Annotated in this window: 22 protein-coding genes; 10 read left to right on the top strand and 12 right to left on the bottom strand. The window is 37.0% G+C overall.

The annotated features are described in order from the left end of the window. Positions 1-7 precede the first annotated feature (7 nt). The 10 genes from murG to PFY09_RS13320 all read left to right on the top strand — a co-directional run bounded on the left by murG (position 8) and on the right by PFY09_RS13320 (position 11,271). A complete protein-coding gene (gene murG / locus PFY09_RS13365) occupies positions 8-1,168 on the top strand; it encodes an undecaprenyldiphospho-muramoylpentapeptide beta-N-acetylglucosaminyltransferase (protein WP_271160030.1) in 1,161 nt (386 codons plus the stop codon). Continuing rightward, positions 1,168-1,818: a hypothetical protein gene (locus PFY09_RS13360; protein WP_271160029.1), complete on the top strand. Its 651-nt coding sequence runs from the start codon at positions 1,168-1,170 to the stop codon at positions 1,816-1,818. The genes murG and PFY09_RS13360 overlap by 1 nt, the downstream gene beginning before the upstream one ends. Before the next feature lie 10 nt (positions 1,819-1,828). Further along, a complete protein-coding gene (murC, locus tag PFY09_RS13355) occupies positions 1,829-3,187 on the top strand; it encodes a UDP-N-acetylmuramate--L-alanine ligase (protein WP_271160028.1) in 1,359 nt (452 codons plus the stop codon). 122 nt (positions 3,188-3,309) lie between these two features. Beyond that, positions 3,310-3,687 carry a GxxExxY protein gene (locus tag PFY09_RS13350; RefSeq protein WP_116548116.1) on the top strand — a complete coding sequence of 126 codons (378 nt, stop codon included), beginning with the start codon at positions 3,310-3,312 and terminating at the stop codon, positions 3,685-3,687. 116 nt (positions 3,688-3,803) lie between these two features. Further along, positions 3,804-4,748, top strand: coding sequence for a cell division protein FtsQ/DivIB (locus PFY09_RS13345; RefSeq protein WP_271160027.1), 945 nt, complete (start codon positions 3,804-3,806; stop codon positions 4,746-4,748). Between the two features lie 90 nt (positions 4,749-4,838). Then, on the top strand, positions 4,839-6,230 hold the full coding sequence (gene ftsA, locus PFY09_RS13340) for a cell division protein FtsA (RefSeq protein ID WP_108410062.1): 1,392 nt from the start codon (positions 4,839-4,841) through the stop codon (positions 6,228-6,230). A gap of 107 nt (positions 6,231-6,337) precedes the next feature. Beyond that, positions 6,338-8,242, top strand: coding sequence for a cell division protein FtsZ (ftsZ, locus tag PFY09_RS13335; protein ID WP_271160026.1), 1,905 nt, complete (start codon positions 6,338-6,340; stop codon positions 8,240-8,242). A 111-nt stretch (positions 8,243-8,353) separates the two neighbouring features. Beyond that, positions 8,354-8,800, top strand: coding sequence for a GatB/YqeY domain-containing protein (locus PFY09_RS13330; RefSeq protein WP_076391162.1), 447 nt, complete (start codon positions 8,354-8,356; stop codon positions 8,798-8,800). A gap of 438 nt (positions 8,801-9,238) precedes the next feature. Beyond that, positions 9,239-9,649, top strand: coding sequence for a BrxA/BrxB family bacilliredoxin (locus PFY09_RS13325; protein ID WP_076391160.1), 411 nt, complete (start codon positions 9,239-9,241; stop codon positions 9,647-9,649). Positions 9,650-9,756: 107 nt separating this feature from the next. After that, a complete protein-coding gene (locus PFY09_RS13320) occupies positions 9,757-11,271 on the top strand; it encodes a GH3 auxin-responsive promoter family protein (protein ID WP_076391158.1) in 1,515 nt (504 codons plus the stop codon). Positions 11,272-11,319: 48 nt separating this feature from the next. On the opposite strand, the gene PFY09_RS13315 is transcribed toward PFY09_RS13320, so the two are convergent. The 12 genes from PFY09_RS13315 to PFY09_RS13260 form a co-directional block, all read right to left on the bottom strand. Further along, positions 11,320-11,727, bottom strand: a complete 408-nt coding sequence (locus PFY09_RS13315) for a hypothetical protein (protein ID WP_076391156.1) — start codon at positions 11,725-11,727, stop codon at positions 11,320-11,322. A 40-nt stretch (positions 11,728-11,767) separates the two neighbouring features. Further along, positions 11,768-11,947, bottom strand: a complete 180-nt coding sequence (locus tag PFY09_RS13310) for a hypothetical protein (RefSeq protein ID WP_271160025.1) — start codon at positions 11,945-11,947, stop codon at positions 11,768-11,770. Positions 11,948-12,126: 179 nt separating this feature from the next. Continuing rightward, positions 12,127-13,101, bottom strand: coding sequence for an endonuclease/exonuclease/phosphatase family protein (locus PFY09_RS13305; protein ID WP_185207521.1), 975 nt, complete (start codon positions 13,099-13,101; stop codon positions 12,127-12,129). 74 nt (positions 13,102-13,175) lie between these two features. Further along, the gene (locus tag PFY09_RS13300; RefSeq protein WP_271160024.1) at positions 13,176-14,162 is read right to left on the bottom strand and encodes an endonuclease/exonuclease/phosphatase family protein; all 987 of its coding nucleotides are present in this window, start codon (positions 14,160-14,162) and stop codon (positions 13,176-13,178) included. 6 nt (positions 14,163-14,168) lie between these two features. Continuing rightward, positions 14,169-14,900, bottom strand: a complete 732-nt coding sequence (locus tag PFY09_RS13295) for a rhomboid family intramembrane serine protease (protein ID WP_271160023.1) — start codon at positions 14,898-14,900, stop codon at positions 14,169-14,171. A gap of 5 nt (positions 14,901-14,905) precedes the next feature. Next, positions 14,906-16,693 carry a DNA mismatch repair endonuclease MutL gene (gene mutL / locus PFY09_RS13290; protein WP_087707024.1) on the bottom strand — a complete coding sequence of 596 codons (1,788 nt, stop codon included), beginning with the start codon at positions 16,691-16,693 and terminating at the stop codon, positions 14,906-14,908. A gap of 329 nt (positions 16,694-17,022) precedes the next feature. After that, entirely contained in the window at positions 17,023-17,865 is an 843-nt protein-coding gene (locus PFY09_RS13285) for a YoaK family protein (RefSeq protein ID WP_076391144.1), read from the bottom strand. Positions 17,866-17,893: 28 nt separating this feature from the next. Beyond that, positions 17,894-18,388 carry a hypothetical protein gene (locus PFY09_RS13280; RefSeq protein ID WP_271160022.1) on the bottom strand — a complete coding sequence of 165 codons (495 nt, stop codon included), beginning with the start codon at positions 18,386-18,388 and terminating at the stop codon, positions 17,894-17,896. A 164-nt stretch (positions 18,389-18,552) separates the two neighbouring features. Continuing rightward, complete coding sequence (locus tag PFY09_RS13275; protein WP_087707028.1) at positions 18,553-19,962, bottom strand: sensor histidine kinase; 1,410 nt, start codon at positions 19,960-19,962, stop codon at positions 18,553-18,555. 2 nt (positions 19,963-19,964) lie between these two features. After that, entirely contained in the window at positions 19,965-20,672 is a 708-nt protein-coding gene (locus PFY09_RS13270; RefSeq protein ID WP_256039162.1) for a response regulator transcription factor, read from the bottom strand. A 110-nt stretch (positions 20,673-20,782) separates the two neighbouring features. Continuing rightward, positions 20,783-22,420 (bottom strand): SWIM zinc finger family protein, encoded by a 1,638-nt coding sequence (locus tag PFY09_RS13265; protein WP_271160021.1) that lies wholly within the window; start codon positions 22,418-22,420, stop codon positions 20,783-20,785. Between the two features lie 3 nt (positions 22,421-22,423). Beyond that, complete coding sequence (locus PFY09_RS13260; RefSeq protein WP_271160020.1) at positions 22,424-25,756, bottom strand: WGR domain-containing protein; 3,333 nt, start codon at positions 25,754-25,756, stop codon at positions 22,424-22,426. Positions 25,757-25,786: the final 30 nt, after the last annotated feature.

The following is a 25,786-nucleotide window of genomic DNA, read 5'->3' as shown; positions in this document are numbered from 1 at the left end:
AACAGAAATGAATAGTCAATCAGCAGATAGCCAAAAATCAAAATCCATCCGCGTTTTATTATCCGGAGGAGGAACAGGAGGACACATCTTTCCTGCTATTGCTATTGCGGATGAAATCAGAAAAAGATTTCCCGATGCTGAATTTTTGTTCATAGGAGCCAACGGAAAAATGGAAATGGAAAAAGTTCCGCAGGCGGGTTATAAAATCGAAGGAATTGATATTGCCGGAATCAACAGAGGAAATCTTCTGTCGAATCTAGGATTGCCTTTTAAAATTTTAAAAAGTTTATCCAAATCGAAGAAGATTATTAAAAGTTTTGCTCCGGATTTCGCAGTGGGAACAGGAGGTTTTGCAAGCGGACCGGCTTTGTACGAGGCAAGTAAACTGGGAATTCCTATTTTTATTCAGGAACAGAATGCTCATGCAGGAGTTACGAATAAAATTTTAAGTAAAAAAGCAAAAGCCGTATTCACCGCCTATCCGAAAGTGGAAGGCTTTCCGGCTGAAAAAATAAAATTTCTGGGGAACCCGATTCGTGAGAATATTATCTCGGGAATACAGGAAACCACTCAGGCAAAAGAAAAAATGGGCTTGGATAAAGATAAACTGACGATTTTATCTGTCGGAGGATCTTTAGGTTCAAGAACATTGAATAACGGATGGAAAGACAATCTGGAAAACCTTAAAGAAAAAGGATACCAGTTGATCTGGCAAACCGGAAAATTGGATTATAACGAAATTGTTGATAGTTGTCAGTTGACAGTTGATGGAAATACAAACGACCAGCAACTATCAACCAACAACCAAATACAAATTAAGGAATTCATCAAAGATATGGAAACAGCCTATTCTGCAGCAGATGTCATTGTTTCCAGAGCAGGAGCAATTGCCATTTCAGAGTTGGCAGTCGCTCAGAAGCCGGTTTTATTGGTTCCCTTCCCTTTTGCAGCGGAAGACCATCAAACCAAAAACGCGATGAATCTGGTTGAAAAAAATGCAGCCCGAATGGTAAAAGACTCTGAGATGAAGGAAAAATTCTGGAATACCCTTTTAGAAATATGCGAAAATGAAAAAGTAAGAAAAGAAATGTCTGAAAATCTGAAATATTTTGCCAAACCAAATGCGGCAAAAGAGATTGTAGACGAGATTTTTAAAGTGATAAAATAATGCCACACGAGCTTTCTACATATAGAAAATTCATTTACGAAGATGATGCTTTAGAATTAATAAAAATTCTGGAAGAGAATCATATTGTTTATGAATTGGCAAATAATTCTTCACAATTAGACTCCAGTTTTGGAGGCGATATAAACACAAAACAGTTTGAATTAAAAATTCAAAAAGAAGATTTTAGTCACGTCGAGAAATTAGAAGAAGATTTAGTTAAAAAAGAAATTGAAAATGTAGATCAAGACTATTACCTTTTTGATTCTTCTGATGAAGAACTGATTGAAATTGTAACAAAAAAAGAAGAATGGAACAAATTTGATTATTTACTCGCTCAAAAAATATTAAAACAAAGAGGAAAGGAAATTAGCCCGGAACTTTTAAATGTGATAAATAAACAAAGAATTAAAGATCTTTCAACTCAGGAAGAAAGTCCGACTTGGTTAATAATAATTGGATATGCTTCTGCCCTTGTTGCCGGATTTTTAGGTGTATTTGTTGGAGCTTATTTAATGTATTATAAAAAAGCTTTACCAAATGGTGATAGAATTTATGGCTTTACTAAAAAAGACAGAAGCCACGGACAAAACATTCTAATTATCTCTGCAATAGCTTTTTTTGTATGGATTGGAATAAAACTTTTTAGTTAAATTATAATAAATGAACAATTTAGAAACATATCAAAATTTTTACTTCGTTGGGATCGGTGGGATCGGGATGAGTGCTTTGGCGCGCTATTTCCATGCTTCGGGCAAGAAAGTTTCAGGCTACGATAAAACCAACACCAAACTTACTCAGACTTTAATGAGCGAGGGAATTGATATTGTTTTTGAAGATTTTATAGATGAAAAAATCACTTCGCTTCAGAAAGAAAATACGCTGGTTATTTATACTCCGGCGATTAAAAAACTGGACATTTTAGATTATTTCAATACCAATCAGTTTGAAGTATTAAAACGTGCAAAAGTTTTAGGGTTAATCACGGAAAACACAGACTGCATTGCTGTTGCCGGAACTCACGGAAAGACAACCACTTCCACTCTGGTTTCACACCTGTGCAAAGAAGCAGATTTGCCTTTTTCATGTTTTCTGGGAGGAATTTCTGAGAATTTTAAGTCAAATTTCCTCTACAACGGCTCACAATATTCCGTTGTGGAAGCAGATGAATACGACAGAAGCTTCTTAAACCTTTCTCCGGATTGGGCAGTTATTACTTCCACCGATGCGGATCATCTGGATATTTATGGAGATAAAAATACCATTGAAGAAGGGTTCAGACAATTTGCGGCTCTGGTTCCCGAAGACCAACAGCTTTTTGTAAGAAAAGGAATTGAAATCGGAAGACCTCATCAAACCTACGCTGTAAACGAAGTGGCTGATTATTATTCAGATAACCTGAGAATGGATCATGATAAAATTTATTTTGATTTCCATACGCCAAACGAAACGGTAAAAGATTTTGTCTGGGAAATTCCGGGAATTCACAACGTAGAAAATGCAACCGTTGCGTTGGCTATTTTAAACAGTTTAGGAGTAGATTTCGAAACACTGAAAAAAGCAATTGCCAATTTCAAAGGAATTAAAAGAAGATATACAAAACACATCTACGAAAATGGTAAAATTTACATCGACGATTATGCACATCATCCGACAGAAATTAATGCCGTGATGGGTTCAATCCGTACGTTTTACCCTGAAAAGAAATTACTGGTGGTTTTCCAGCCCCATCTTTTCAGCAGAACAAGAGATTTTGCAGACGGATTCGCAGAAAGTCTAAGCAAATCTGATGAACTGATTTTACTTGATATTTATCCGGCAAGAGAACTTCAGGAAAATTTTGAAGGAATCACTTCCGATTGGTTACTGGAAAAAGTTAATTTAGATAAAAAAGAAGTTTCAACATTAGGCGAAGCTTTCAGTAAAATAAAAGAAAAAGATTTTGACATCCTTCTTACAGTAGGGGCAGGAAATATAGACACACTGTATGATCCTGTTTGTGAGTGGATAGAGAAAATTTAATTATTAAATATAACGCAACGGACACAAAGAATTTTTTGAAAACACGGAAATTTGTTCGCAAAGGCGTTTCACTCAGCAAATGATAGCTGAAAATATCATTTAAGAGTAAATATAAAAACACAATGACAGAAAATGAAATTTCAAACATTGTTTTTGATGCAGGGATGAAAGTGCACCGAAAACTGGGAATCGGGCTTTATGAAAATGTTTATGAGCAATGTTTAATTCACGAGTTAAAAAATAGCGGATTGAACATTGAAAGTCAAAAAGATATTAGTGTCAATTATGAAGGTTTAATTATTGAGAAAGCATTCAGAGTTGATTTATTAATTGAAAATAAAGTAATTATAGAAATAAAAGCAGTTCCGGAAATTAATAAATATCATTTTTTCCAAATTCTTAATTATTTAAGAATCACAGAAATGAAATTAGGGATGATTTTAAATTTTCATTCTACCTTATTTAAAGACGGAGTAAAAAGAGCAGTAAACAAATTATAAAAAATATTTTCAGCTATCATTTGCTGAGTGAAACGCCTTTGCGAACATAAAAATAAAAAGCAAGAATTTAAAGAAAAACCTTGCGCCCGTAGCGTTAAAAAAGCTAAAAAACAAAAATGAAAAATAAATACAGAATATTAAAAATTGTCATCACAATAATCATCCTTGGATTCCTGTTGAGTTTCTCTTTGAAGAAATTCAGCGGACAGAAGATTACGGACAATAAAATTTCTGTGAAAATGAATGAAAAAACACAGGTTTACTTCATTGATGAAAAAGATATCCGGGAAATTGTAAAAAAAGAAAACCCTTCTGGAAAAGTCGGGGATCTTAATATTCCCGCGCTGGAAAAAAAGATCAACAATCTTCCGGCGGTAGACAGCGCAAATGTCTATTTAAACCTGAACGGAAAACTGAATTTAGACATCAAACAGAGGGTTCCCGTTTTCAGATTAAATAAAGAAGGCAGAGATTTTTATGTAGATGAAAAAGGTATAGAATTTCCGATCTCCAAAACTTATTCTCATCCCTGTATGCTTGTAACGGGAAATGTGAAAAAAGAGGAGTATGAAAAGCTTGCTGAACTGGTTGAAAAGATCGACAAAGACGATTTCAGCAAAAAATATTTTATCGGAATATCCAAAGACCGAAACGGCGACTATAATCTTCTTACCAGTGAAGGAAACTACAAAGTCGAGATCGGGGATTTAGATAATATCGATTTTAAAGTAAAAGGATTTAAAGCCTTTGTAGAAAAATATCTTGTGTATCAGGATCCGGAAAAGTACAGTATGGTTTCTATTAAATATCAGAACCAGATTGTAACCACCTTAAATCCTAATTACAAAGAAAACGACAGTATTTTAAAAGCAGCCAATATAGAACTGGCAAAAGCTCCGGTTGCCGTCGCCAAAAGTGTGGAACCAAAGCCTAAAGCCGAAGTTAAAAAAGAAATTAAGAAAACGGGGAATCCTTCAAAACCGAAGGTAACCCAAGCAAAAAAAACTGAGAAACCTACGGCGTCAAAACCGAAAACTAAAGCAAAAGTTAAGATAGAATAAAAATAAAAAAACATCAATATCCATAGGCGAAAACCTATGATCCTTATTAAAACAGGAACTGAAAAACGAAAAAATCAAATCGGTATAAAAATGGAAAATCAAGAGTATTCAGTAGGTCTGGACATCGGGACAACAAAGATTGTTGCGATTGTCGGAAGGAGGAATGCACACGGGAAAATAGAAGTTCTCGGTGTAGGAAAGGCGAAAAGTCTTGGTGTTCACAAAGGTATTGTGAATAATATTTCGCAGACCATTAATTCAATCAAAGCTGCTGTGTCTGAAGCACAGTCCAGCGCAGGAGTTCCTATCCGTAAAGTAACGGTAGGAATCGCAGGGAAACACATCCGTTCTCTGCAGCACTCCGATTATATTATGCGTGAACATCCGGATAAATTCATCACAGACGACGACATTGAAGCATTAAAAGATCAGGTAAAAAAACTGGTGATGCTTCCTGGAGAAGAAATCATTCACGTTTTACCGCAGGAATACAAAGTAGATTCCGAAGGTGAAATTCAGGAACCGGTCGGGATGCACGGTAAGCGTTTAGAGGCCAACTTCCATGTGGTTGTAGGACAGATGGGAAGCATTCGCAATATCGCGAGATGCGTGAGAGAAGCAGGGCTTGAAATGGAAGCTCTTACCCTTGAACCTTTGGCATCCTCTGAAGCGGTTCTTACAAAAGAAGAAAAAGAGGCAGGAGTTGCCATTGTAGATATCGGAGGCGGTACTACAGACATTGCCATCTTTAAAGATAATATCATCCGTCATACCTGTGTTATCCCTTACGGAGGAGGAATTATTACGGAAGACATCAAGGAAGGCTGTTCCATCATCGAGAAACACGCGGAACAACTGAAAGTAAAATTCGGTTCTGCGGTTCCTGAGCTTGAAAAAGACAGCACGTACGTTACCATTCCCGGGCTTCACGGAAGACCGGATAAAGAAATTTCCCTGAAAACTTTAGCACAGATCATCAATGCTCGAGTAGAGGAAATTCTGGAGATGGTAAATACAGAATTAAAGGCTTACGGAGCTTTTGAACAAAAGAAAAAACTGATTGCAGGAATCGTATTAACAGGTGGTGGATCCAATCTGAAACACCTTCGTCAGCTTGCCAATTATACAACAGGATTCGACAGCAGAATAGGATTTGCAAATGAGTATGTGGCGAATGATAAAAATCAGTATCTTAAAGGTCCCGAATTTGCGACTTCCATTGGTTTGTTAATGGAAAGTTTAAAAATCAGGGATAAAAAGCTGAACACGGTGGAAGACACTCCTGTTTTGGAAAAAGAGCAGCCGGAAAATGCTGCTGCACAAGCTGCGATTGAAACTTCACAATCCGCTCCGCAGGAAGTTGCACCGATACAGGAACAACAGCCTAGAGAAGAACAGCATGAGAATAAAAAGGCGGCGAAACTCACTTTCGGGCAGTCGCTGATGGAAAAAGTAAAAAAATTCTTTGAAGAAGTAGAATAAAATATAAATGATAAAAGATCAGTGATAATTGATGATTTATTTTTAATTAAAACAAAATCATTATTCATTTATCGCTTATCAATTATAATTATTAAAAGAAACTAATTATGGAAAACATAGGTACACAAGGATTTTCATTTGATTTGCCAAAAGGAAATTCATCAATCATAAAAGTAATCGGTGTTGGAGGCGGTGGAAACAATGCGCTGAAACACATGTACGAAAAAGGTATTCACGGAGTGGATTTCGTGATTTGCAATACAGATGCCCAGACTTTAGATAATAACCCGGTTGCCAACAAAGTACAGCTGGGAACTACCATTACGGAAGGTCTTGGCGCAGGAGCCGATCCTGAAGTGGGAGAAAAATCTGCGATCGAAAGCATCGAAGATATTAAAGCTGCAATGGGACAGAATACCAAAATGGTTTTCATCACTGCCGGAATGGGTGGTGGTACAGGAACCGGAGCCGCTCCCGTTATTGCTAAAGTAGCCAAAGATATGGGAATCTTAACGGTAGGAATCGTTACCGTCCCTTTCAGTTTTGAAGGGAAAAGAAGACTGGAACAGGCTGAAAACGGTCTGGATAAATTAAGAAATAATGTTGACTCATTAATTGTCATCAACAACGATAAATTAAGACAGCAATTCGGAAACCTTGGATTCAAGCAGGGATTCTCAAAAGCCGATGAAGTTTTAACGAACGCAGCCAAAGGAATGGCGGAAGTTATTACAGGTTACTTTGATGTAAACATTGACTTTAGAGATGCTAAATCTGTGCTTCAGAATTCAGGAACGGCATTGATGTCTACGGGAATTGCTTCCGGTGAAAATAAAGCCGAAGAAGCGGTTAAAAAAGCACTTGATTCCCCACTATTGAATGATAACAAAATTACAGGTGCGAAAAACGTTCTGTTATTGATCCGAAGTGGCGTGGAAGAAGTGACCATGGACGAGATCGGTGTCATCATGGACCATATACAGAAAGAAGCAGGAAACACCGCAGATATTATTTTCGGGGTGGGAGCAGACGAAGAACTGGGAGATTCTGTAAGCGTTCTTGTAATCGCAACAGGTTTTTCTAACGATAACAAAAAATTTGCAGGACCAACAGAGAAAATTAAAATTAGCCTGAACGACAGCTTTGATACCCCAAAAGAGTCTCCTTTTAAAACAAGAGAGGAAAGACATTCTCATGCGGAGCAGGATTATGATTTCGGAGGTAAAAACCTTTTCAGATTGGACGACGAAGACCACGACCATCCACAGTTTGGGGTTACGTCTACTGAAAAAAAAATGACTATTGGCAACGAAGAGACTAAAACTGAAATAAAATTCTTTGATAAAGAGGAAGATACGGTTAATAACACTCAGGACTGGAGAAACGAAGACAATGAGGAAGAATCTTTCAGCTTGTTCACATTAGACGAAGAAGCAGAAGATCCGAATGATCTGGAAATAGAATCTTTTAAGTTTGATTTTGATCATAAAAAAGAAGAAACACAGTCTAATACTGCTTTCAATAACACATTTTCTGAGGAAAAACCTGTTGAATTCAGCTTCTTCGTGAATGAGCCCGTAAAGAATGAGCCTAAATCTGATTTCGGACAGCCAAAAGCAGAACTTGCAGCAATCAACGAAGTGAATCAGCTTACAGAAGAGCCGTTTCAGAAAGTGGAACATTTCTTTCAGCATCTGAAAGAAGAACCTGTTGTTGAAAATAAGACAGAAACCGAAGCTCCGAAACCGGCGGAAGAAGAATTCACCTTCGTGAATAAAACAGTGGATCAGGAAAGAGTAATGGAAAGAAGAAACAAACTGAAGGAGTTTAACTCCCGTTACCAGAGTTTCGACAGCTCCAGCGAGTTTGAATCTGTGCCTGCATTCAAGAGAAAAAATATTTCCATTGAAGGTACCAATGCATCCGACCAGAACATCAATACTTACTTGTCTGATAACAACGGAAATATGCAGGTCAGAGAAAACAGATTTTTAAATAAAGATGTAGACTAAAATTTAATTTGAAAATGTGGCAATTTGAGAATTTGAAAATTATACATTCTCAATTCTAAAATAATTACATTTTCAAATTGTCTCATTTTTCAAATTATCAAATTAAAAACCATGAGTTTAGAAAATACAATAAACGAAGCTATAAAAACAGCAATGAGAGCCAAAGACAAAGTGGCTTTGGATTCTCTTCGTGCTGTAAAATCTCAGATATTACTGCTTAAAACGGAAGCAAGAGGAGCAGAAGTTAGTGCAGAACAGGAAATTGCTATTCTTCAGAGAATGGTAAAACAGCGTAAAGATTCTGCCGAACAGTTTACTGCGCAAGGAAGAAATGATCTTGCCGAAGTGGAGGAAGCTCAGATGAAAGTGATTGAGCAGTTTTTGCCAAAACAGCTTTCAGCAGAAGAACTGGAAGCAGAAATGAAAAACATTATCGCAGAAACAGGCGCTGAATCTATGAAAGATTTAGGAAAGGTAATGGGAATTGCTTCAAAATCTTTAGCCGGAAAATCGGACGGAAAAAGCATTTCCGAGATGGCGAAAAAGCTGCTTTCATAATTGCTGATCGTTGGTAATTTTTAGTTGATTGCTCTTCTATCCATCAACTACAATTAGCAACCAAAAAACATCAGCTATTTTATAAGGATATTCAACCTTTGCATATCGATTTGATTAAAGAAGCCCGGAACTTTTCAGTTCCGGGCTTCATTTATTCTTTTCTGAGTGACATCAATTTCTGCTTAGATAAAAGCAAAAACTGAAAGAAATTTAAGTGAGAGGGATCAGTGTAAATATTTTTTCATGGTCAACTGTTTTCAGAATCATTTCAAATTTAGTAATTATTTTTGATAATTAACATATTTAATGTAAAATTTTATAATTATTGTTAAACTATTAATATTCATTACATTTTGTTTTCTAAAACAACTGATAGTTTTTATATATTGATGAAAAGTAAAGAATTGCTTAAATTTGTACTTTACAAAAAACAAAAATATGTATCCACAAGATTTAGTAATGCCTATGAAGGCTGAACTTACAGATAAAGGTTTCGAAGACTTGACAACTCCGGCTCAGGTAGAAGAAGCATTAAAACAATCAGGAACTACCCTTTTGGTCATCAACTCTGTATGCGGATGTGCTGCAGGAGCTGCAAGACCGGGAGTTGTATATTCTTTAACAGGAGACAAAAAGCCTGATCATTTAACCACCGTTTTCGCAGGTTTCGATACCGAAGCTGTTGTTGAAGCAAGAAAACATTTAGCACCGTTCCCTCCAAGCTCACCTTGCGTAGCGCTGTTTAAAGACGGAGAGCTGGTTCATATGCTGGAAAGACACCACATTGAAGGAAATCCTGCAGGAGCAATCGCTGCAAACCTTCAGGCTGCTTACGACGAGTATTGCTAGGAAATAATAATTTCAGATATAAAACCGTTACAATTTTGTAGCGGTTTTTTTGTTTTTATCCTCACAAAAAATTCTTTAAAAATCCAATTATTATTATATTTGTTGAAATGGCAACAAAAGCACTTTTCAATACTGTGGTCAATTGGTTTATCCGCCAAAGGATAGATCAGATTCAGAATTTCATGGATCATCCTATTGAAACACAGAAAGGTATCTTATTTTCCCAGTTATTTCATGCAGAAGATACGGAGTATGGGAGAAAATATGGTTTTAATTCCATTTCGAGTTATCAGGACTTTAAGAACAAAGTTCCGGTTGTTACCTACGAAGAAATGGAGCCTTATATTGAAAAAGCAAGACAGGGACAGAAAGATGTAAGCTGGCCCGGTTACATCAAACATTTTGCAAAATCTTCGGGAACCACGAACGCCAAAAGCAAATTCATCCCGATTTCTGCAGAAAGCCTTGAATACTGCCACATGAAAGCCGGAAAAGATATGGTTTCCATTTACGCCAACAACCACCCCGAAAATCAGCTTTTTAATTATAAGAATCTGCGTCTGGGCGGAAGTTCAGAGCTGTATGCGGATTTCAACACCAAATTCGGCGATTTATCCGCGATTTTAATAGACAATCTCCCTTTCTGGGTAGAAATAACAACGACTCCCAGCAAGAAAGTTTCTCTGATGGGAGAATGGGAAAGCAAACTCAGAGCCATTACTTCCGAAGTGAAGAATGAAGATGTGGGAAGTATTCTGGGGGTTCCAAGCTGGATGATGGTGCTTTTGCAAAGAGTGCTGAAGGAAACAGATGTTAAAAACATTTCAGAACTCTGGCCTAATCTTGAAGTGTTTTTCCATGGAGGAATCAGCTTTAAACCCTACAGAGAACAGTACAAACAGATTATCGGGAAAAATATCAATTACTACGAGATCTATAACGCTTCCGAAGGCTTTTTCGGAATTCAGGACAGATCCAACAGTGATGAAATGCTTCTGATGCTTGATTACGGTATTTTTTACGAGTTTATTCCGATGGATCAGTTCCATTTTTCCAATCCGAAAGTCGTGAGTCTGGAAGATGTGGAAATCGGGAAAAACTACGCCATGGTAATTACGACAAATGGCGGATTGTGGAGATATCTCATTGGCGATACCGTTGTTTTTACATCCACCAATCCGTTCAGAATAAAAATTACCGGAAGAACGAAACATTACATTAATGCGTTTGGGGAAGAACTGATGATTACTAACGTTGAGTCTGCGCTCACCAAGGCCTGCGAAGAAACCAATGCATCTGTTTCCGACTTCACAGGAGCCCCTGTTTTCATGAAAGAGAACGAAGGCGGAGCTCATGAGTGGATTTTTGAATTCTGTGAAAAACCTGACAATTTAGAGCGTTTTATAGACGTTTTTGACAATCATCTCAAATCGATTAATTCCGACTACGAAGCGAAACGTTACAACAATATGACCCTGAAAAGACCGATTGTACATATTGCAAAGCCTAATCTTTTTTATGGCTGGCTTGAATCCAAAGGCAAACTTGGCGGACAGAATAAGGTTCCGAGGCTAAGCAACGACCGAGAATATATTGATCCTTTACTGGAACTGAATAAATAGAAAAACCGCAGAAAAACTGCGGTTTCATTTTTATCAGAAGAATTTAATTTACTTGCTTAAATCTTCTTTTAATTTTTTAGCGCCTTCCTCTACTTTGGAAGCTCCTTTTGCTGCGGCATTTTTCACATCTTTTCCTACTTTATCAGCGCCTTCTTTGATGTCCTGCCCTGCTTTCTGAAGATCCTGTTTTGTTTTGTCTGCAGTGGCGTCTATTTTATTTTTTGCATCTTCTGCAGCGTTATCAATCTTTTGTCCGGCAGCATCAATTTTTGCCTGAGTATTTTCCTTCACATCATTAATCTTTGCAGTATCCACTCCGACTCCGTTTTCAGAAACAGTAGTTGTGGTAGTAGTTGATCCGTCAGGATTTTCAACAGTTTCTGTTTTTGATGTTGACTTTGTACATGACACAACCACGGCTGCGATCATCAGTACAGATAAAATGCTTTTTTTCATACTTTATAATTTTTTTAAAAACGTTTTTTTGTGATTTATATTATGCAGATTTTACCTCTGCAGAAGGCCCAGATGTTTTCTTTTTCTCCTCGTCTGCTTTTTTCTTTTCTTCTTCCGCCTTCTTTTTATTTTCCTTTTCAAGTTCTTCTTTCAGTTTCTTTTCCTGCTCCTGAAGTTTTAATGCCTCTTTTACCGAATCCTGATACTGTTTTGAAGACATTCTGATCTGCCTTGCAACATCTACAGAAATCGCGCCATTCGAGAAAGAATCGATTGCGGTAGTATCATAACTTGCTTTCGGGCTGTCTGCGGGATAAAAATCTGCTTAAGCTCTTTTTTGAACAGGACATCACAAAGGCTGAAAAAATAATAGCGGCAAAAGATAAATTTTTCATGGAACTAATTTAACAGAAATTCTGCAATTACAGGATAATGATCCGATAATCTTACAGAATTATCCACTTTATAGCTTAAAGGAATAATTGATTTTGAGCTGAAAATATAATCGATTCTCAATGGAACTTTATAATCGTGAAAACTTGAAGAACTTCCGTTTCCCGCCGCTAAGAAAGCATCCTGAAGATCTTTTCCCAGATTATAATATTCATAAGAATTGGGAACAGAGTTGAAATCTCCCGCCAGAATTACAGGATACGGCGAAAGATCTACCGCTTTTCGGATTTTTTTTATCTGATCTTCGTGTGCTTTAAAGGTAGGAATCATGTGCGATAACAATGTATTGATTTTTCCGCCTTCCTTTTTAAGCCCATCGAACTGAAGCATCGATTTATGCAGTCTGAAAGGCTCAAGATAAACATTCACAATCCGAACGATTTTGCCATTGATATCTACATCTGCATAGAAAGAATTTCCTCGCGATTTATCTGTGATTAATTCTTCCTGTCTTACAATTTTATGTTTGGTTTTTAAAATAACCGAAGGATATTTCACCAGATCCTGTCTCAAGGCACGGTTGGTATCTTTTTCCTGAACCAGAATGATATCTGCATTCTGATCCTGAATATATTTTTTCACTTTATCCCAGCCAAAATCGCCATATTTTACATTAAAAGTAATGACTTTTATATCTCTTATTGATTTCTGACTTTCTGCTTTGGGCGTAAAATTGATCCACCTTCGGATAGGATTATAAAATAAAAATGTTCCCAAAACGAATGCAATGGCAATTTTTTCTTTTCTGAAAATCCAGATCAGTGTAAAAATAATATGTAATGAAATAAGATAGGGAAAACCCAGAGAAAGAAGATTCAGATTTCCGAACAGATTAGGCGGAATCCATGCGTTCCCCAATGTACACAGGAGTAAAATACCAACAATAATATGGAAAAATAACAATACTTGACGCGGCTTCATGAAAACAGTCTAAGGGATATAGAGCTTTTCAGCAAAAATCCTACCACACGAGAAAAATTAACGGTTTTTATGATTTAATTACTGAGCTTAAATGTCGATACAACAGGATAATGGTCTGATAATTTTGCAGAACGGTCGACCTTATAGCTCAATGCTTTAACGGATTTTGAAGTAAAAATATAATCGATCCTGATCGGGAATTTATAATCATGGAAACTGGTTGCGCTTCCGCTTCCTGCTTTCATAAAAGCATCTTCAAGATCTTTTGACAATTCATAATATTCATACGAATTAGGAACTGCATTAAAATCTCCAGCCACAATAACCGGATAAGGCGAACTTTCGATGCTTTCTCTGATCGGAACAATCTGCTCCTGATGTATTTTAAATGTGGGAATCAGTTTTCTAACGATATCTTTCAGTTTCTGCTCATCTTCTTCACTGTCGCCGTTCAGTTTTACCATATTTTTATCAAATCTGAAGGGCTGCAGATACACATTGATGATCCGGAAGGTTTTTCCATTGATCTCAATATCTGTCTGGGTTGCATTGCCGTTTTCATATTCGCCATCAAGCAAATTTTTCTCAGCAACGACTTTATGTTTTGTAAAAACGCTTGTAAGGAGGGTTTTGCTGCTTTGCTTCAGACCTTTAAAATCATATTTTTTATTAACCATCTCCTGAAACAGAACAACATCCGCATCCTGACTGTTGATAAAATTTTCGATATTTTCTTTTCCTAAAACACCGTTTTTAACATTGAAAGTAACGATTTTTAAATCTGTTTTGTCATCTTTTGGCTGAGAAAAATTGATCCATCGTAAAACAGGATTGAAAAACAGCAGTCCTGCAAAAAAAAAGACAAACGCTCTTTTCTTCCAACTGATGATCCAGAAAATAGTAAGCAAAATGTAAGCAATTATCAATAGGGGAAAACCTAAAGAAAGTAAATTCAGCCAAGGAAATATTTTTGGCGAAACATAAGCATTCATTAACATCCCGGATAATAAAAGAAATATTCCGGTATGAAGGATGAGAAAAATAAGGCGAAGGATTTTCAAGAGGTTTTAATTAAATCTGTACAAATGCTTTCTCCAAATTCTTGCCAGAATAAAACCTACGATCGCACCTCCGACGTGAGCTAAATGCGCAATTCCGCCTCCATTTCCGGAAACACCCAGATAAATAGAACCAATAACGACTACCGGCAATACATATTTAACTTTCATCGGGATCGGAATAAACATAATTCCGATTTTTGCATCCGGATAAAGTGTTGCAAATGCTGCCACAACACCAAATATCGCTCCGGAAGCTCCTACCATCGGAGTTCCCATAATTCCGTTGAGTTCTCCAACCAATTCCTGTTGTCGAAGCACAGACTGAGAAGAACCTGAGTACTGCACAGAGGAACCTGAAAGATATTCATTCAGATTAAATCCTAATTGCTGCAATTCGTTGGAAATTTGCTGAACTTCAACAAAATTCCACAGATTGAACAGGAAAAAGGCTCCCAAACCACTTAAAAAGTAAAGAATTAAATATTTTTTTTCTCCTAAGCTATTTTCCAGTATAGGTCCGAAACTGAATAAAGTAAACATATTGAAAAGGATATGCATGAAGCTTCCATGCATAAACATATGCGTAACAATCTGCCAGGATTTGAAAAATGGCGAGAAAGGATAAAAAGCAGCAAGATATCCTACAAATCTATCCTGAAACAGCAAATTGGCTATAACAAATACAGCAACATTGATGATAATGATATTTCTTGTTACCGGAGGTATACTGTTAAACATAGTTTCTAAAATTTGTTTTTAAAATCATTAAACGGAACTTCGTAGAAACATCTCTTTCCGTTGGGTAAAAATTCCGGAAAGCCTAAAGCGGTAAAATCCTTGATAAGCTGCTCCGCATCTTTTTTGTATATGAAATCGAATCGTGATTTCGACTGAAGCTTACTCCACTGATTCTGATAATACTGCATAAATTCTTCCTCAGACTTATATTCCAGAATTTCAAAAAGGTTTTCAAGAAACTTCATAACCTGCGTTTCTTTCAGTCCTTCCGGAACCGCATCTATTCTTAACACACTTTCGTGGGCAATGCTCATTTCAAAACCAAGCTCCGGAAGATATTTTTTAATGGAATTGTATTTCGCCTTTTCAATCTCATTCATATGATATTCGAGAGAAAAGAGTAAAGCATGACCGTTGGTTGTTCCTTTTTTTACAGGTTTTGTATTTTCAGAAACCACGAGTCTGTGCATTCTTCCCAAATCGAGCATTAAAGTTTCATCCCCTTTGTTGAACAGCCAGTATCCGTTCGGTAACCTCATCAGATCTTCATCAAAATCTTCATCTTCAAACAGATTGATCTTGGAAGGTTCTGCGGTAATATTCTGATGGTACATTTCCGTAAGATTCTGAATTTCCGCCTGCGCAACTTCACGTTCTTCAATAAAAGGATTGTAGTCTTTATCTACGATTATTTCCGGCATTTTCAGCGTTGTACCTCCTCCACTGTTACCTTTACTCGGGAACGTTTTGTGCATAATTTCATCAAAGTGAGGATCTTTTTCGAAATCCAGACTCGGAGAAACATTATAAATTCCCAGAGAGCGTTTGATGGTGGAACGCAACAGAGCAAAGATCAGATGTTCGTCTTCAAATTTTACTTCTGTTTTCTGAGGATGGATATTAACGTCTATTTTTTCAGGATCAATATCTAAGAAAAGGAAAAACGTAGGCACATAACCCGGCAACAACAATCCTTCAAAAGCTTCCTGAACGGCTTTATTGAAGTATGGACTTTTAAAATACCTTCCGTTGACAAACAGAAACTGTTCTCCTCTAGTTTTTTTGGCTCCTTCCGGTTTGGCAACATACCCGTGAAGTTTACACCAGATAATATCTTCTTTGATGGGAATAAGCTGCGGCTGCAGTTTTCTTCCGAAAACATCCACGATACGCTGCATCTGGCTTCCTTTTCTTAACCTGAAAATCGGCTCATCATCATGAAACAGGGAAAACTCAAGTGTTTCGTGCGCTAAAGCAACTCTTTGAAATTCATCGATAACGTGTCTGAATTCTACGTTGTTGTTTTTCAGGAATTTTCTTCTTGCCGGAACGTTATAAAATAAGTTTTTAACCAGAAAATTAGAACCTTCCGCCGTCTGAACGGGATCCTGAAACTGGAAAACCCCTCCTTCGATGTAAATATTTGTTCCGATGGTAGCGTCTTTCTGTTTGGTTTTCAATTCCACCTGAGAAACGGCTGCAATCGAAGCCAGCGCTTCGCCGCGAAAACCTTTGGTAGAGATTTTAAAAATATCTTCCGTTCCGCGGATTTTTGATGTGGCATGTCTTTCGAAAGCCATTCTCGCATCTGTTTCAGACATTCCTTTTCCGTCGTCTACAACCTGAATCAGATTTTTTCCGGCATCCCGGATAATCAACTCAATTTTTGTGGCATCTGCATCGATGGCGTTTTCCAAAAGTTCTTTCACAATGGAAGCCGGTCTCTGCACTACTTCTCCTGCCGCAATTTGGTTGGCTACATGATCGGGTAAAAGCTGAATAATATCTGACATAAAAAACGTAAATCAACTTACAAAAATAGTCATTCAAAATAAGAATTAAAACTATAAACTTCTGAATTAAAATTAATTTATCAACATATCAACATTCTAGCCATGCTTCAGATTCAGACAAAATGTCTCGTTATCGGTGTTTTCCTAAAAACACAATCCCCCAATTGCGTTATACAATTAGAGGATTGATTCACAGCTAGTTTACACAAAATTAATACTGATATTTATATCTCTTATTTAACATTGTCTGTTTATTCAGGTCCGTTTTACGAAAAGTATTCAAAATGTTATCAAGAATTTTGATCTTTTACAGTAAACTTTTACCCTTTTCATTCATCAAACACAAGCTTCCTTTTCTTGTCTCTTTTCTGTTCTTTAATCACCGGAATTCCGTGGATTTTATCATAAAAATACGCCATCAGATTCGGTTTCTTATAAATTTTGCTGTACCGGTATTTCGTATTGAAATGTCTGATATGAATTTTGTACGCATCGTACCCGATTACGACCAGCAAACACAGACTGATTACATAAAACACCCTGAATTCGAGGTAATAATAGGTTAACCCTGAAAAAACCGCACCCAAAACATAGGAAATCATGATGCTCATCAACAGTTTTGCTCTTCCGACCAGTTCACCGTTCTTTCTGAATTTTTTCTGCGTAAACATGGAGAATAAAATCCCGAGATCGGTAGTGGTACCTGTAAGGTGGGTGGTTTTTACCGAGAAATTAGAAATACTTGCCGTTAAACCATTCTGCAGACCCGTTGCAAAAAGCATTAAAGCGACCAGATATTCTGTTTCTTCTAGCGTTTTCCGGTAATAAAACTGTCCGTAGATTCCCACAAACAATAAACAGGCAATTTCAAGAACCAATGGCATTGCATGGGCGAAATATTTACTTTTCTGATTGAATGTAATCACAATAAAATTCGACACAAATCCCCCGAAAAAGAACAGGAAGATCCACATTCCCACCACCGCAACCTGCGACCAGTTTGCCTTGCTGATTTCTGCCGCAAGAATAGCATAATGTCCCGTTACATTGGAGGTAAAAGAGAGAAATATCAACAGGGAAGCAATGTTTATAGTACCTGCCGTAAAGGCAGTCAGCGTTCCTAATCTGATGTTGTCTCCCAACGTTCTGCTGTTACTATAATTCCTTAGCATTTTTCTAAATTTTTAAAGTTCTTCGGTGTTAAGCTTCCACAAAGATTTCCGCCAGTCTTCCTTTTTCCGGAAGGCTTTTGCGAACTTCAACTGAAATTTCCTGAGATTTCAGGTCTTTACATTTTTTGATGTAAGGAATAAGATCGAACTTACCATTTCCTCTGCTTTTAATAGAAGAAGAATAGTAAGCTTCTTCAATATTTTCCGCTTTCACATAATTATTGAATGTTCTCTGGAAACTTCCGGTGAAAATATCGCACACAATCTTATTGATCAGGTGAGGATATTTATTCCTGATAATTTCATACGCATCGCAGAATTCCTGCGGTCTGATTTTATTGAAAATGGTACTTTTCGTATTAAAAAGAAGATCTCTGATGGAATCTCCCATATCATACCCCGAAACCAAAAGAATGTTATATTGATTCTGGTCTTCCGAAGCGTCTTTTTCTCTCATTACTTTTTTCAGAATGTTCAAAGATTCAAGAGAATAATCAGTGGCTATTAAAATCGTCTTGTTCATATTAATGAGATTTAGGTTTGTATTTATCTTTTTTGATAATACAAAACTAAAACGACCAAATTAGAACGTCTTTGGAACGGAATTAAAATGTGATTAAAGAGATTAAAATACGATTAGAATCTGTTAAAAAGAATTAACAGTTAAAAAAATTAACGATGATTATATTAGATCTCTTTTCCGTCTGTCTGCATACTGTAGAAATTCGGGAAACGCAACTGAACGGTCGTTCCCTGATTTTCGTGCGAGCTTACGATTAGTTCTCCGCGATGTATTCTCACGATATTTCTTGCCAATGGAAGTCCGATTCCGTAGCCTTCATAATTTTTGGTATTGGAAGCTCTGAAGAAAGGATCGTAAATTTTATTCATTTCCTGTCCGGGAATTCCGATGCCGCTGTCTTTTACAATAATGTAGACATCCGAATCCGTAGCTCCCAAAGAGACTTTAACCTGCTGAAAATTAGAATATTTGCAACCATTCTGAATAATATTGGCAACCGCAAGATGCAGTAACTGTTCATTTCCCTGAACTTTCAGTTTTTTAGGATTGTCGGGCAACATACTGATATCGAGATAGATATTGTTTCTTGAATCTATCCTTCGGAGGGTTTCAATTACATCCCAAAGCAACTGATCGATCCGCACTTTATCCATTTTCTGGATTTTGCCGTCAAATCCGGTCTGTGCGATCATCAGCAAAGCCTTGATTTTTTTGTCTAATTTTTCGGCTTCGTTCAGAATGATTCCCAAAGTTTCTTTATACTCTTCGTTGGTTCTGGAAATCGAAAGTGCAACATCTGCTTCACCCATAATCGACGTTAACGGTGTTCTCAGCTCGTGGGAAACATTTCCGATCAGGTGATTCTGGGTTTCAAAAGAGGTTTCGATGCGGTTCAGCATTCCGTTGAAAGTGTCGATGAGTTCGTTTAATTCCTTATTATCGGGTTGTGGCTCCAGACGCAAATGAAGATTTTCTGAGCTGATTTCCTTTACTTTTCCTGTAATTTTAAGGATGGGCTTAAATAACGTTTTCGATAAATAAAAAGAAAAAATCATACTGAAAAAGAGCGAAAGAACGATACAGGTAATGAGGGTTCTTTTTAAAAAACCGAGATAGTAAACCACATAATGGTTTTTGGCGGATGCGATGGCAATATAATTTTTATCATCATGCTTAAAAGTCTGCCCGATGTAGTAAAATTCCTTGTCATTAAAATTCGCCTCGCCTTTTTTTACAATGCTTTTAAAAAAATAGTCGGGAATATGAACCTCATCCGAAATTTTCTTAAAGTTTGAATCTGCCGGAATTGCAAAAACATAATCCCGCTCCATCGGAAGCTCTTCATCGTTTAATCCGTTCAGAATATAATTTTCCGGAAGATCCAGATTATCTTTGCCTTTTTCAATCTGAATAATGGTCGTAGTACGGATTTTCAGCAGTTCATAAAATCTCTGATGTGAAAAGTTGACAATTGAAAAATATACCAACCCACTGAACAGCAATATGATGGCGGTAAAAACCAACATCAGAAGCACCATCGTTTTGGTCTGATTTGTGACAACTTTATTAAACATTTTTAAGATTTTTTCAGCACATATCCCATTCCTATTACTGTATGAATCAGTTTATTATCTTCCTGATTGTCGAGCTTCTTTCGCAAATAATTTACATACACATCTACAACATTGGTTCCCAGTTCATAATTCACGCCCCAAACCGCTTCTAAAACTTCTGTTCTCGAAATTACTTTTTCAGGATTGTTTAAAAAGTACAAAAGCAGCTTGTATTCTGTGGAAGTAAGTGAAATTTCTTCGCCCGCACGCGTCACTTTTTTGGTATAATCATTTAAAACCAAATCTGAAAACTGATACACATATTCATTATTTTCTTCATCTTCAGTACTTTCATGCTGATTTCCGCTATTGCTCCTTCTCAGTAAAGATTTGATCCTTGCAACAAGTTCTATGAATTTAAACGGCTTTACGAGATAATCGTCCCCTCCGCTTTCCAAGCCCAAAACAATGTTCTCGGAAGTTCCCAAAGCGGTTAGGAAGAGAATCGGAACATTCTGATTGGTTTTCCGGATTTCTTTGCAGACATCCAGCCCATTCATTTCCGGCAGCATAATATCGAGGATCACCAGATCAAAATCATTCGACTGCACCAATTGAACGCCGGTTTTACCGTCAAAAGCCACAGAAACTTCATATCCGCTTTCCTGCAGCCCTTTTTTGATAAAGGACACCACACTGGTTTCATCTTCGATAAGGATTATTCTTTTCATTTGAAATTTGGAATTAGACAAAAATAGGGAAAAGATGGGACATGAATAAAGGAGGAAATTTAAAAATAAAAAATCCTCCTTTATCAAATTTTAAAAAAAATTATGTTCTATTATTTTCTGTTAATCATCATCCTTGAAGCCAGAATATGTTCGCAGGGTCCCTGTCTCAATCCGTTTGCCCTGTAAAAACCGCACTGGCAGTTTCCGTCGGTCAGTCGCTGGTCTTTATCAATAAAAGCTTCCGTCTGATAGGTTACATAGCTTTCCTGAATGGTTCCCTGAATTTTAAGAATATCATTTTCAGCGATGTAACTTATTTTTACTTTATCTTCTGCAATCAGTTGGTTAGCTTTTTCTTCCTGCGGACTGGAGAACCGCAACTGTTTCATATCCAAAGGCTCCTGAGTGAGCTCACGAACCCTGTATAATCCGAGATTAAGATCATAAATCACTCTTCCTGCCTGTGTATAAGATGTAAGCGAAGAAGAAATTGTTGCCGTATCGAGATTTAATTTTTTTGAAAGTTCGGCGGGAGTTCCAAACCAGGTTTCTTTTAATGCATTAAAAACTTTTTCCTGAGTAAGCAGATCCACATTTCCTCTCGGCGCCATAAGATCAAAATTTCCTGCTCTGCTCCAGTCATTCGTAGTCCATCCTGAAAGTCCCAGAGTGAAAGCCATATCTCCCAAATCTGCAATATAAAACGAAGGCAATCCGTTTCCTAATAAAACCACTCTGAAATTTTTAGCAATCGGGATTAGTCTTTCCAGAATCAACAATCTTCTTCTTCCCCAAATCCTGATAGTTTTACTTTCTGATCCCGTATAAACTGAACGGTGAAATGTTAGAGTTTCGTACCACGGTTCGAAAACCGCCTGAACAGGTTTTCCGGGTTCAAGGATAAAACGCAAAGCTCTCGGTCCTTTTTTTTCTTTAAATCTTCTTAAAAACTGACAGATACTGAAAATATCCATCGGATGAAGATCAAAAGTCGTCGCGGGTAAAGTCATAGCTGAACTTACCTGTAAAAATCCTCTGACCCAGGAATCCGGCAAATCTATCTTCTCTTCTTTGTACACTTCTTCATTGGTGGTAAGTGCCTCAAAACCTGAAGGATCAATTTTAAATTCCGTATCTTTATAATCTCTTATTTTTTGGAATTCATTATAAAGCGCAGCCGAGTAATCGATATTTGTAGTTCCACATTTAAACTCGTTAATCTCTGTGAAAACATTATAACTGCTGCTCAGTTTTCCGTAAGTGGATTCGTCCTGGCTGAAACATTCAAAGAAAACTTCATCGGGATGAACCGTGATCACAGGATCCAGAACAAACCACGCGTCTTTGTCTTTTTGGTACAGATAATCAAAATAAGCTTTTTTGGCTGTATTGAAAGGACCTAAAACTCTGTTCTTTTCTTTATATACCAAATCCAGCTCTCCTCTCACTTCTGCCATTCTTTTCCGGATCTCTTCCACCTGAAATTCAGCCATATAATCGCTCAGCCAGAGCTTTTCCTGCTCAGAAACCCATTCTTTGTATTCTGTCCTGTCTTTCGGTTTGAAACGAAGATCAGAAACCACCACATCATGTAGTGCAGAGATGGCTTCCCGAAACGGGATCTTTTTATTCAGCTTTCCTACAAAAAATGTGGGATCTCTCTGCAGATCCGGCGAAAAACTCATTTGTGTGCTCGTTGCGGAATTGGTAACGGCAGTATCTTTGTGAAATTTATAATCGAATAACATGGCTTAAGAGATTAATTGAAGATGAACATTAAGCTGAGGATAAATCATTTTCAGTTCGGAAATGACATCAATGCATTTTGCTTTATCCTGAACAGCGCTGGTTGCCGACAAATCGTCCAGAATTTTGCTTACGATTTCGGCAGATTCCTTATTCTTTCGTCCTTCTTTTTCCAGAAAATCCAAAATCCTGTTTTTGGCCGTACGGGATTTATTAACCCTTGAAAGCACAGATCTAAAGTAAAACTCCAACTCTTTAAGCTTTTCCGGTTTATCACTTGCATATTCTTCAAGATAAGAGGTTACAAAAAGCTGCATATTCTGGCTTGGATGTTGACTGAGTTTTGTAAGGTACTCCAATCCGTGTTCTTTTCTGAAAAATTTCATGATAAGATTTTTACCGAAATTTTCTACATCAGAACGCACAGAATCTGCAATTCCTACCAAGCAATCTGTATCCCAGTCTTCGTCTGTAAATTCAGTGCTGAAGAAATGAAAGGCAAATTCGCGGCTGTCGTCCCATTTTGCATCCAAAATGCCAAGCGCATGATTACGGTCGGATTTTATCCTTTCAACATTCTTTTTATAAAAATTCCAAGCCCATTGTCTTACGGCTAAAAATTCATGATTGGCAAGAGCAATGACCTGTTTTAAGGTGAATTTACTATTGTCTTCTACCTTTTTAAGAAGTTCGAAGCTAAAAAGCTGATTTTTCACGCTGTCCGCAAACAGTAATCTGAGAATCCATTTTACCGGAATTTCATTAATATATATTGATGCTGTTTTTTCAAGATACTCTCTAAACAACTGATGAGAATTTTCAAATCTCTGTTCTTTCATCAGAAGATCAAACAGCTTTTCAAACGTTTCCATCTGAGATTCAGACTGAGAATCCAATCGGTCGTTTTGTGAAAAAATACATTCCACAACTTCTTTATATTCAGAAGAAAGCAGGGGGAGAATTTCCTGCCAGTTTCTTGTGATTTCTTCTTTCGGATACTGTGCTAAAAGACTGATCCCGTTTTGTCTGATGGATTCGTTGGTGTTATTCAGCAAGAGCTCAATAATTGAAACAGGAATTTCCGTTACAGAATATTTTTCAGACTTTGAAAGCAGGATTTCACTTGCCAGAAACCTGTTGTTGTTTAAAGGAGAAGTCAATAACTGGGCAACGATTTCCCAACTGATCTCGGAAAAATTATCTAAAGTGGTTATTTTAAGCTTTTTCGTTGCAGATTCCGCGACAGCATTATTGTTATCGCTATTTTCCATCGAAAGCAGCTCTATAATTACTTTTCCAAGCAGTGTTTTCTGTCTTTCTTCGGATAAAGATGCACTCTGAAGCAGATTATTGATAAATTCATTAGATTCTTTTCGTGAATTCATGATTAAATGCATCATAAAATCTGTGGAAGCCAGAAAATATCCTGTATTATTATCGATTGCTGTTTTTGCCCAATTTCTTGCTTCTTCGGTCTCGCACACCAACAGTTTTGCCACAAAACTTTCGTTTCTTTTCAGCTCCTCCTGTTTTTCAGATAGCACTTCGAGTCCTAATTTCTGAGGATATTCAGAGGATTTATTAAGCAGCGAAACCATCATTTCAGGATCTATTTTTTGTAGCAAATCTCTGTATTTAGAGTGAACAGAAACGTTTTCGTATGCAAATTTCATTACCAGATCCATTTTTGCCTGCATCAGAAGCTGCAGGTAAGCTTCGGGCATTTCATCCCAAAATTCAGGATAAAGCTCCAGTCTTGCAAGATTTTCCTCAGATTTTATAACAGATTCTTCCTGTTTTTGAGGAGAAGGTGTCGGCTTTTCTTTATTTGAGCCAAAAATATTTTTAAATGTATTGATTATCTGATGTAAAGATCCCGACTGTTTGTTATCTGAAGCGGTTTCAGATGTTGCTGAATTTTCCTGCTCCACTTTGTTGATCTTATTTGCCTGATAATAGTATTCTGTGCTCCAGAATTGTTCTTTTTTTATGTAGAATTCAAGATTTGAATCCATTTTGCGATTCTTATCTCTTCCGAAAAGTATGATTGTAAGAAGTGGAGAACGGTAACATTCCGGAGATTCTACAACGGTATAATAATATCTTCGTTCCTTCCAATTATAAGTTCCATAATGAGTTAAAGGGCTTTTGCGAGCCGGAAGATAACTGTCATCGGTATATTGGATAAGCGCATTAACAGCAAATCTCAGATATTCTTTTCCTTTGTTCTGTTCTCCCAGTTCTTTTAAATAATAAAAACTGTTTTTCTGAAAATAAAGCTTGGTAAAATTTGAAAATGCAATTCTGCTTTCTTCTCCGGAAAGCTCTTTTCTTACATTCACAGAAGTTCCGATCTGGTAAAAATACTGGTTCTGATTCCATGCTTCTTTATCCAGACTGGCTGTTCTTTTGAACATCGGAGATTTTTTTTCGAATAAATAGGAAAGCATTCCTAAAATCTGGGCATCATCCCGAAAGCGGGCTAATTTATAAATTGCACGAATATTTCTGAAATACGGCGATGCGAACGGAATTTTCCATATTATTTCTTCCATCATCCGAACCAAAGAAGGATACGCTTTTGATAAAAGATAAAGATAAACCAACTCGTCTGCTTTCTCTTTTTTCTTAAATTTTTGGAAATAATACTGTTTTAAACCATCATAATTTCCCTGATCAATAAAATCTTTTATTTCAGAGGGCAGACTCTCCAGTAATTCTGAAACAATTTTTTCCAAGCCGGAAGTGTCACTTATTGCTAAAAGCGCATCAAAAGCAACATTTCTGATGTACTTTTTGTGTCTGGAACTGCGCGCAATACTGTAAAGAAGTTCCGAAGCCTGAGTAATTTTTAAGGTTCTGATGGCAAAAACAGAAGCATACAATTGCATTTCACTGCCTTTTGTTGCCAGTTTTAATATATAAGGAACGGCTTCGTTGATTTTCATCTGAGCGGCTTTCCAAATAACCCGCGAAGTTTTCCATTCGGTTTTAAAAGAATTAATTCCTTGTGTCGCATCTTCCAGACGTTTTAAAATAACGCCTTCTGCGGAATTCATATTCAGTGCATCCAATGAAGGAAGCTCTACAAAAACTTCGATTTCAGACTGATAGCCTTTATTTCTTTTTTCTTTTTCGAGCTGGTCAAAAATATTTTCTGCTTTTTCCCTGGAAACGAAAGTGGGCGTTTTGCTGCCTTCCTTCAATGCTGCACCGCGTCTTCCGTAACGGAAATTGACGATGAAGGCATCGGGATTTACTTCACAAAGGTCTATTTCGTAAACTTTATCAGATTTTCCTTCGTGGAAAAAAAGTTTGGTCTGTTTAATGATTTTCATCTATCTTATGAATTAAGATGTTGATATTTA

It is taken from the genome of Chryseobacterium gambrini (assembly GCF_027920505.1).
Lineage (GTDB): Bacteria > Bacteroidota > Bacteroidia > Flavobacteriales > Weeksellaceae > Chryseobacterium > Chryseobacterium gambrini.
The sequence above is the reverse complement of the archived record's forward strand: the minus strand, read 5'-3'. Positions and strand labels throughout refer to the sequence as shown.

Bases quoted from the DNA above. Each gene is read 5' to 3' on its own strand.
- murG (WP_271160030.1), top strand. From the start codon at position 8: ATGAATAGTCAATCAGCAGATAGCCAAAAATCAAAATCCATCCGCGTT.
- PFY09_RS13360 (WP_271160029.1), top strand. From the start codon at position 1,168: ATGCCACACGAGCTTTCTACATATAGAAAATTCATTTACGAAGATGAT.
- murC (WP_271160028.1), top strand. From the start codon at position 1,829: ATGAACAATTTAGAAACATATCAAAATTTTTACTTCGTTGGGATCGGT.
- PFY09_RS13350 (WP_116548116.1), top strand. From the start codon at position 3,310: ATGACAGAAAATGAAATTTCAAACATTGTTTTTGATGCAGGGATGAAA.
- PFY09_RS13345 (WP_271160027.1), top strand. From the start codon at position 3,804: ATGAAAAATAAATACAGAATATTAAAAATTGTCATCACAATAATCATC.
- ftsA (WP_108410062.1), top strand. From the start codon at position 4,839: ATGGAAAATCAAGAGTATTCAGTAGGTCTGGACATCGGGACAACAAAG.
- ftsZ (WP_271160026.1), top strand. From the start codon at position 6,338: ATGGAAAACATAGGTACACAAGGATTTTCATTTGATTTGCCAAAAGGA.
- PFY09_RS13330 (WP_076391162.1), top strand. From the start codon at position 8,354: ATGAGTTTAGAAAATACAATAAACGAAGCTATAAAAACAGCAATGAGA.
- PFY09_RS13325 (WP_076391160.1), top strand. From the start codon at position 9,239: ATGTATCCACAAGATTTAGTAATGCCTATGAAGGCTGAACTTACAGAT.
- PFY09_RS13320 (WP_076391158.1), top strand. From the start codon at position 9,757: ATGGCAACAAAAGCACTTTTCAATACTGTGGTCAATTGGTTTATCCGC.
- PFY09_RS13315 (WP_076391156.1), bottom strand. From the start codon at position 11,727: ATGAAAAAAAGCATTTTATCTGTACTGATGATCGCAGCCGTGGTTGTG.
- PFY09_RS13310 (WP_271160025.1), bottom strand. From the start codon at position 11,947: ATGTCTTCAAAACAGTATCAGGATTCGGTAAAAGAGGCATTAAAACTT.
- PFY09_RS13305 (WP_185207521.1), bottom strand. From the start codon at position 13,101: ATGAAGCCGCGTCAAGTATTGTTATTTTTCCATATTATTGTTGGTATT.
- PFY09_RS13295 (WP_271160023.1), bottom strand. From the start codon at position 14,900: ATGTTTAACAGTATACCTCCGGTAACAAGAAATATCATTATCATCAAT.
- mutL (WP_087707024.1), bottom strand. From the start codon at position 16,693: ATGTCAGATATTATTCAGCTTTTACCCGATCATGTAGCCAACCAAATT.
- PFY09_RS13285 (WP_076391144.1), bottom strand. From the start codon at position 17,865: ATGCTAAGGAATTATAGTAACAGCAGAACGTTGGGAGACAACATCAGA.
- PFY09_RS13280 (WP_271160022.1), bottom strand. From the start codon at position 18,388: ATGAACAAGACGATTTTAATAGCCACTGATTATTCTCTTGAATCTTTG.
- PFY09_RS13275 (WP_087707028.1), bottom strand. From the start codon at position 19,962: ATGTTTAATAAAGTTGTCACAAATCAGACCAAAACGATGGTGCTTCTG.
- PFY09_RS13270 (WP_256039162.1), bottom strand. From the start codon at position 20,672: ATGAAAAGAATAATCCTTATCGAAGATGAAACCAGTGTGGTGTCCTTT.
- PFY09_RS13265 (WP_271160021.1), bottom strand. From the start codon at position 22,420: ATGTTATTCGATTATAAATTTCACAAAGATACTGCCGTTACCAATTCC.
- PFY09_RS13260 (WP_271160020.1), bottom strand. From the start codon at position 25,756: ATGAAAATCATTAAACAGACCAAACTTTTTTTCCACGAAGGAAAATCT.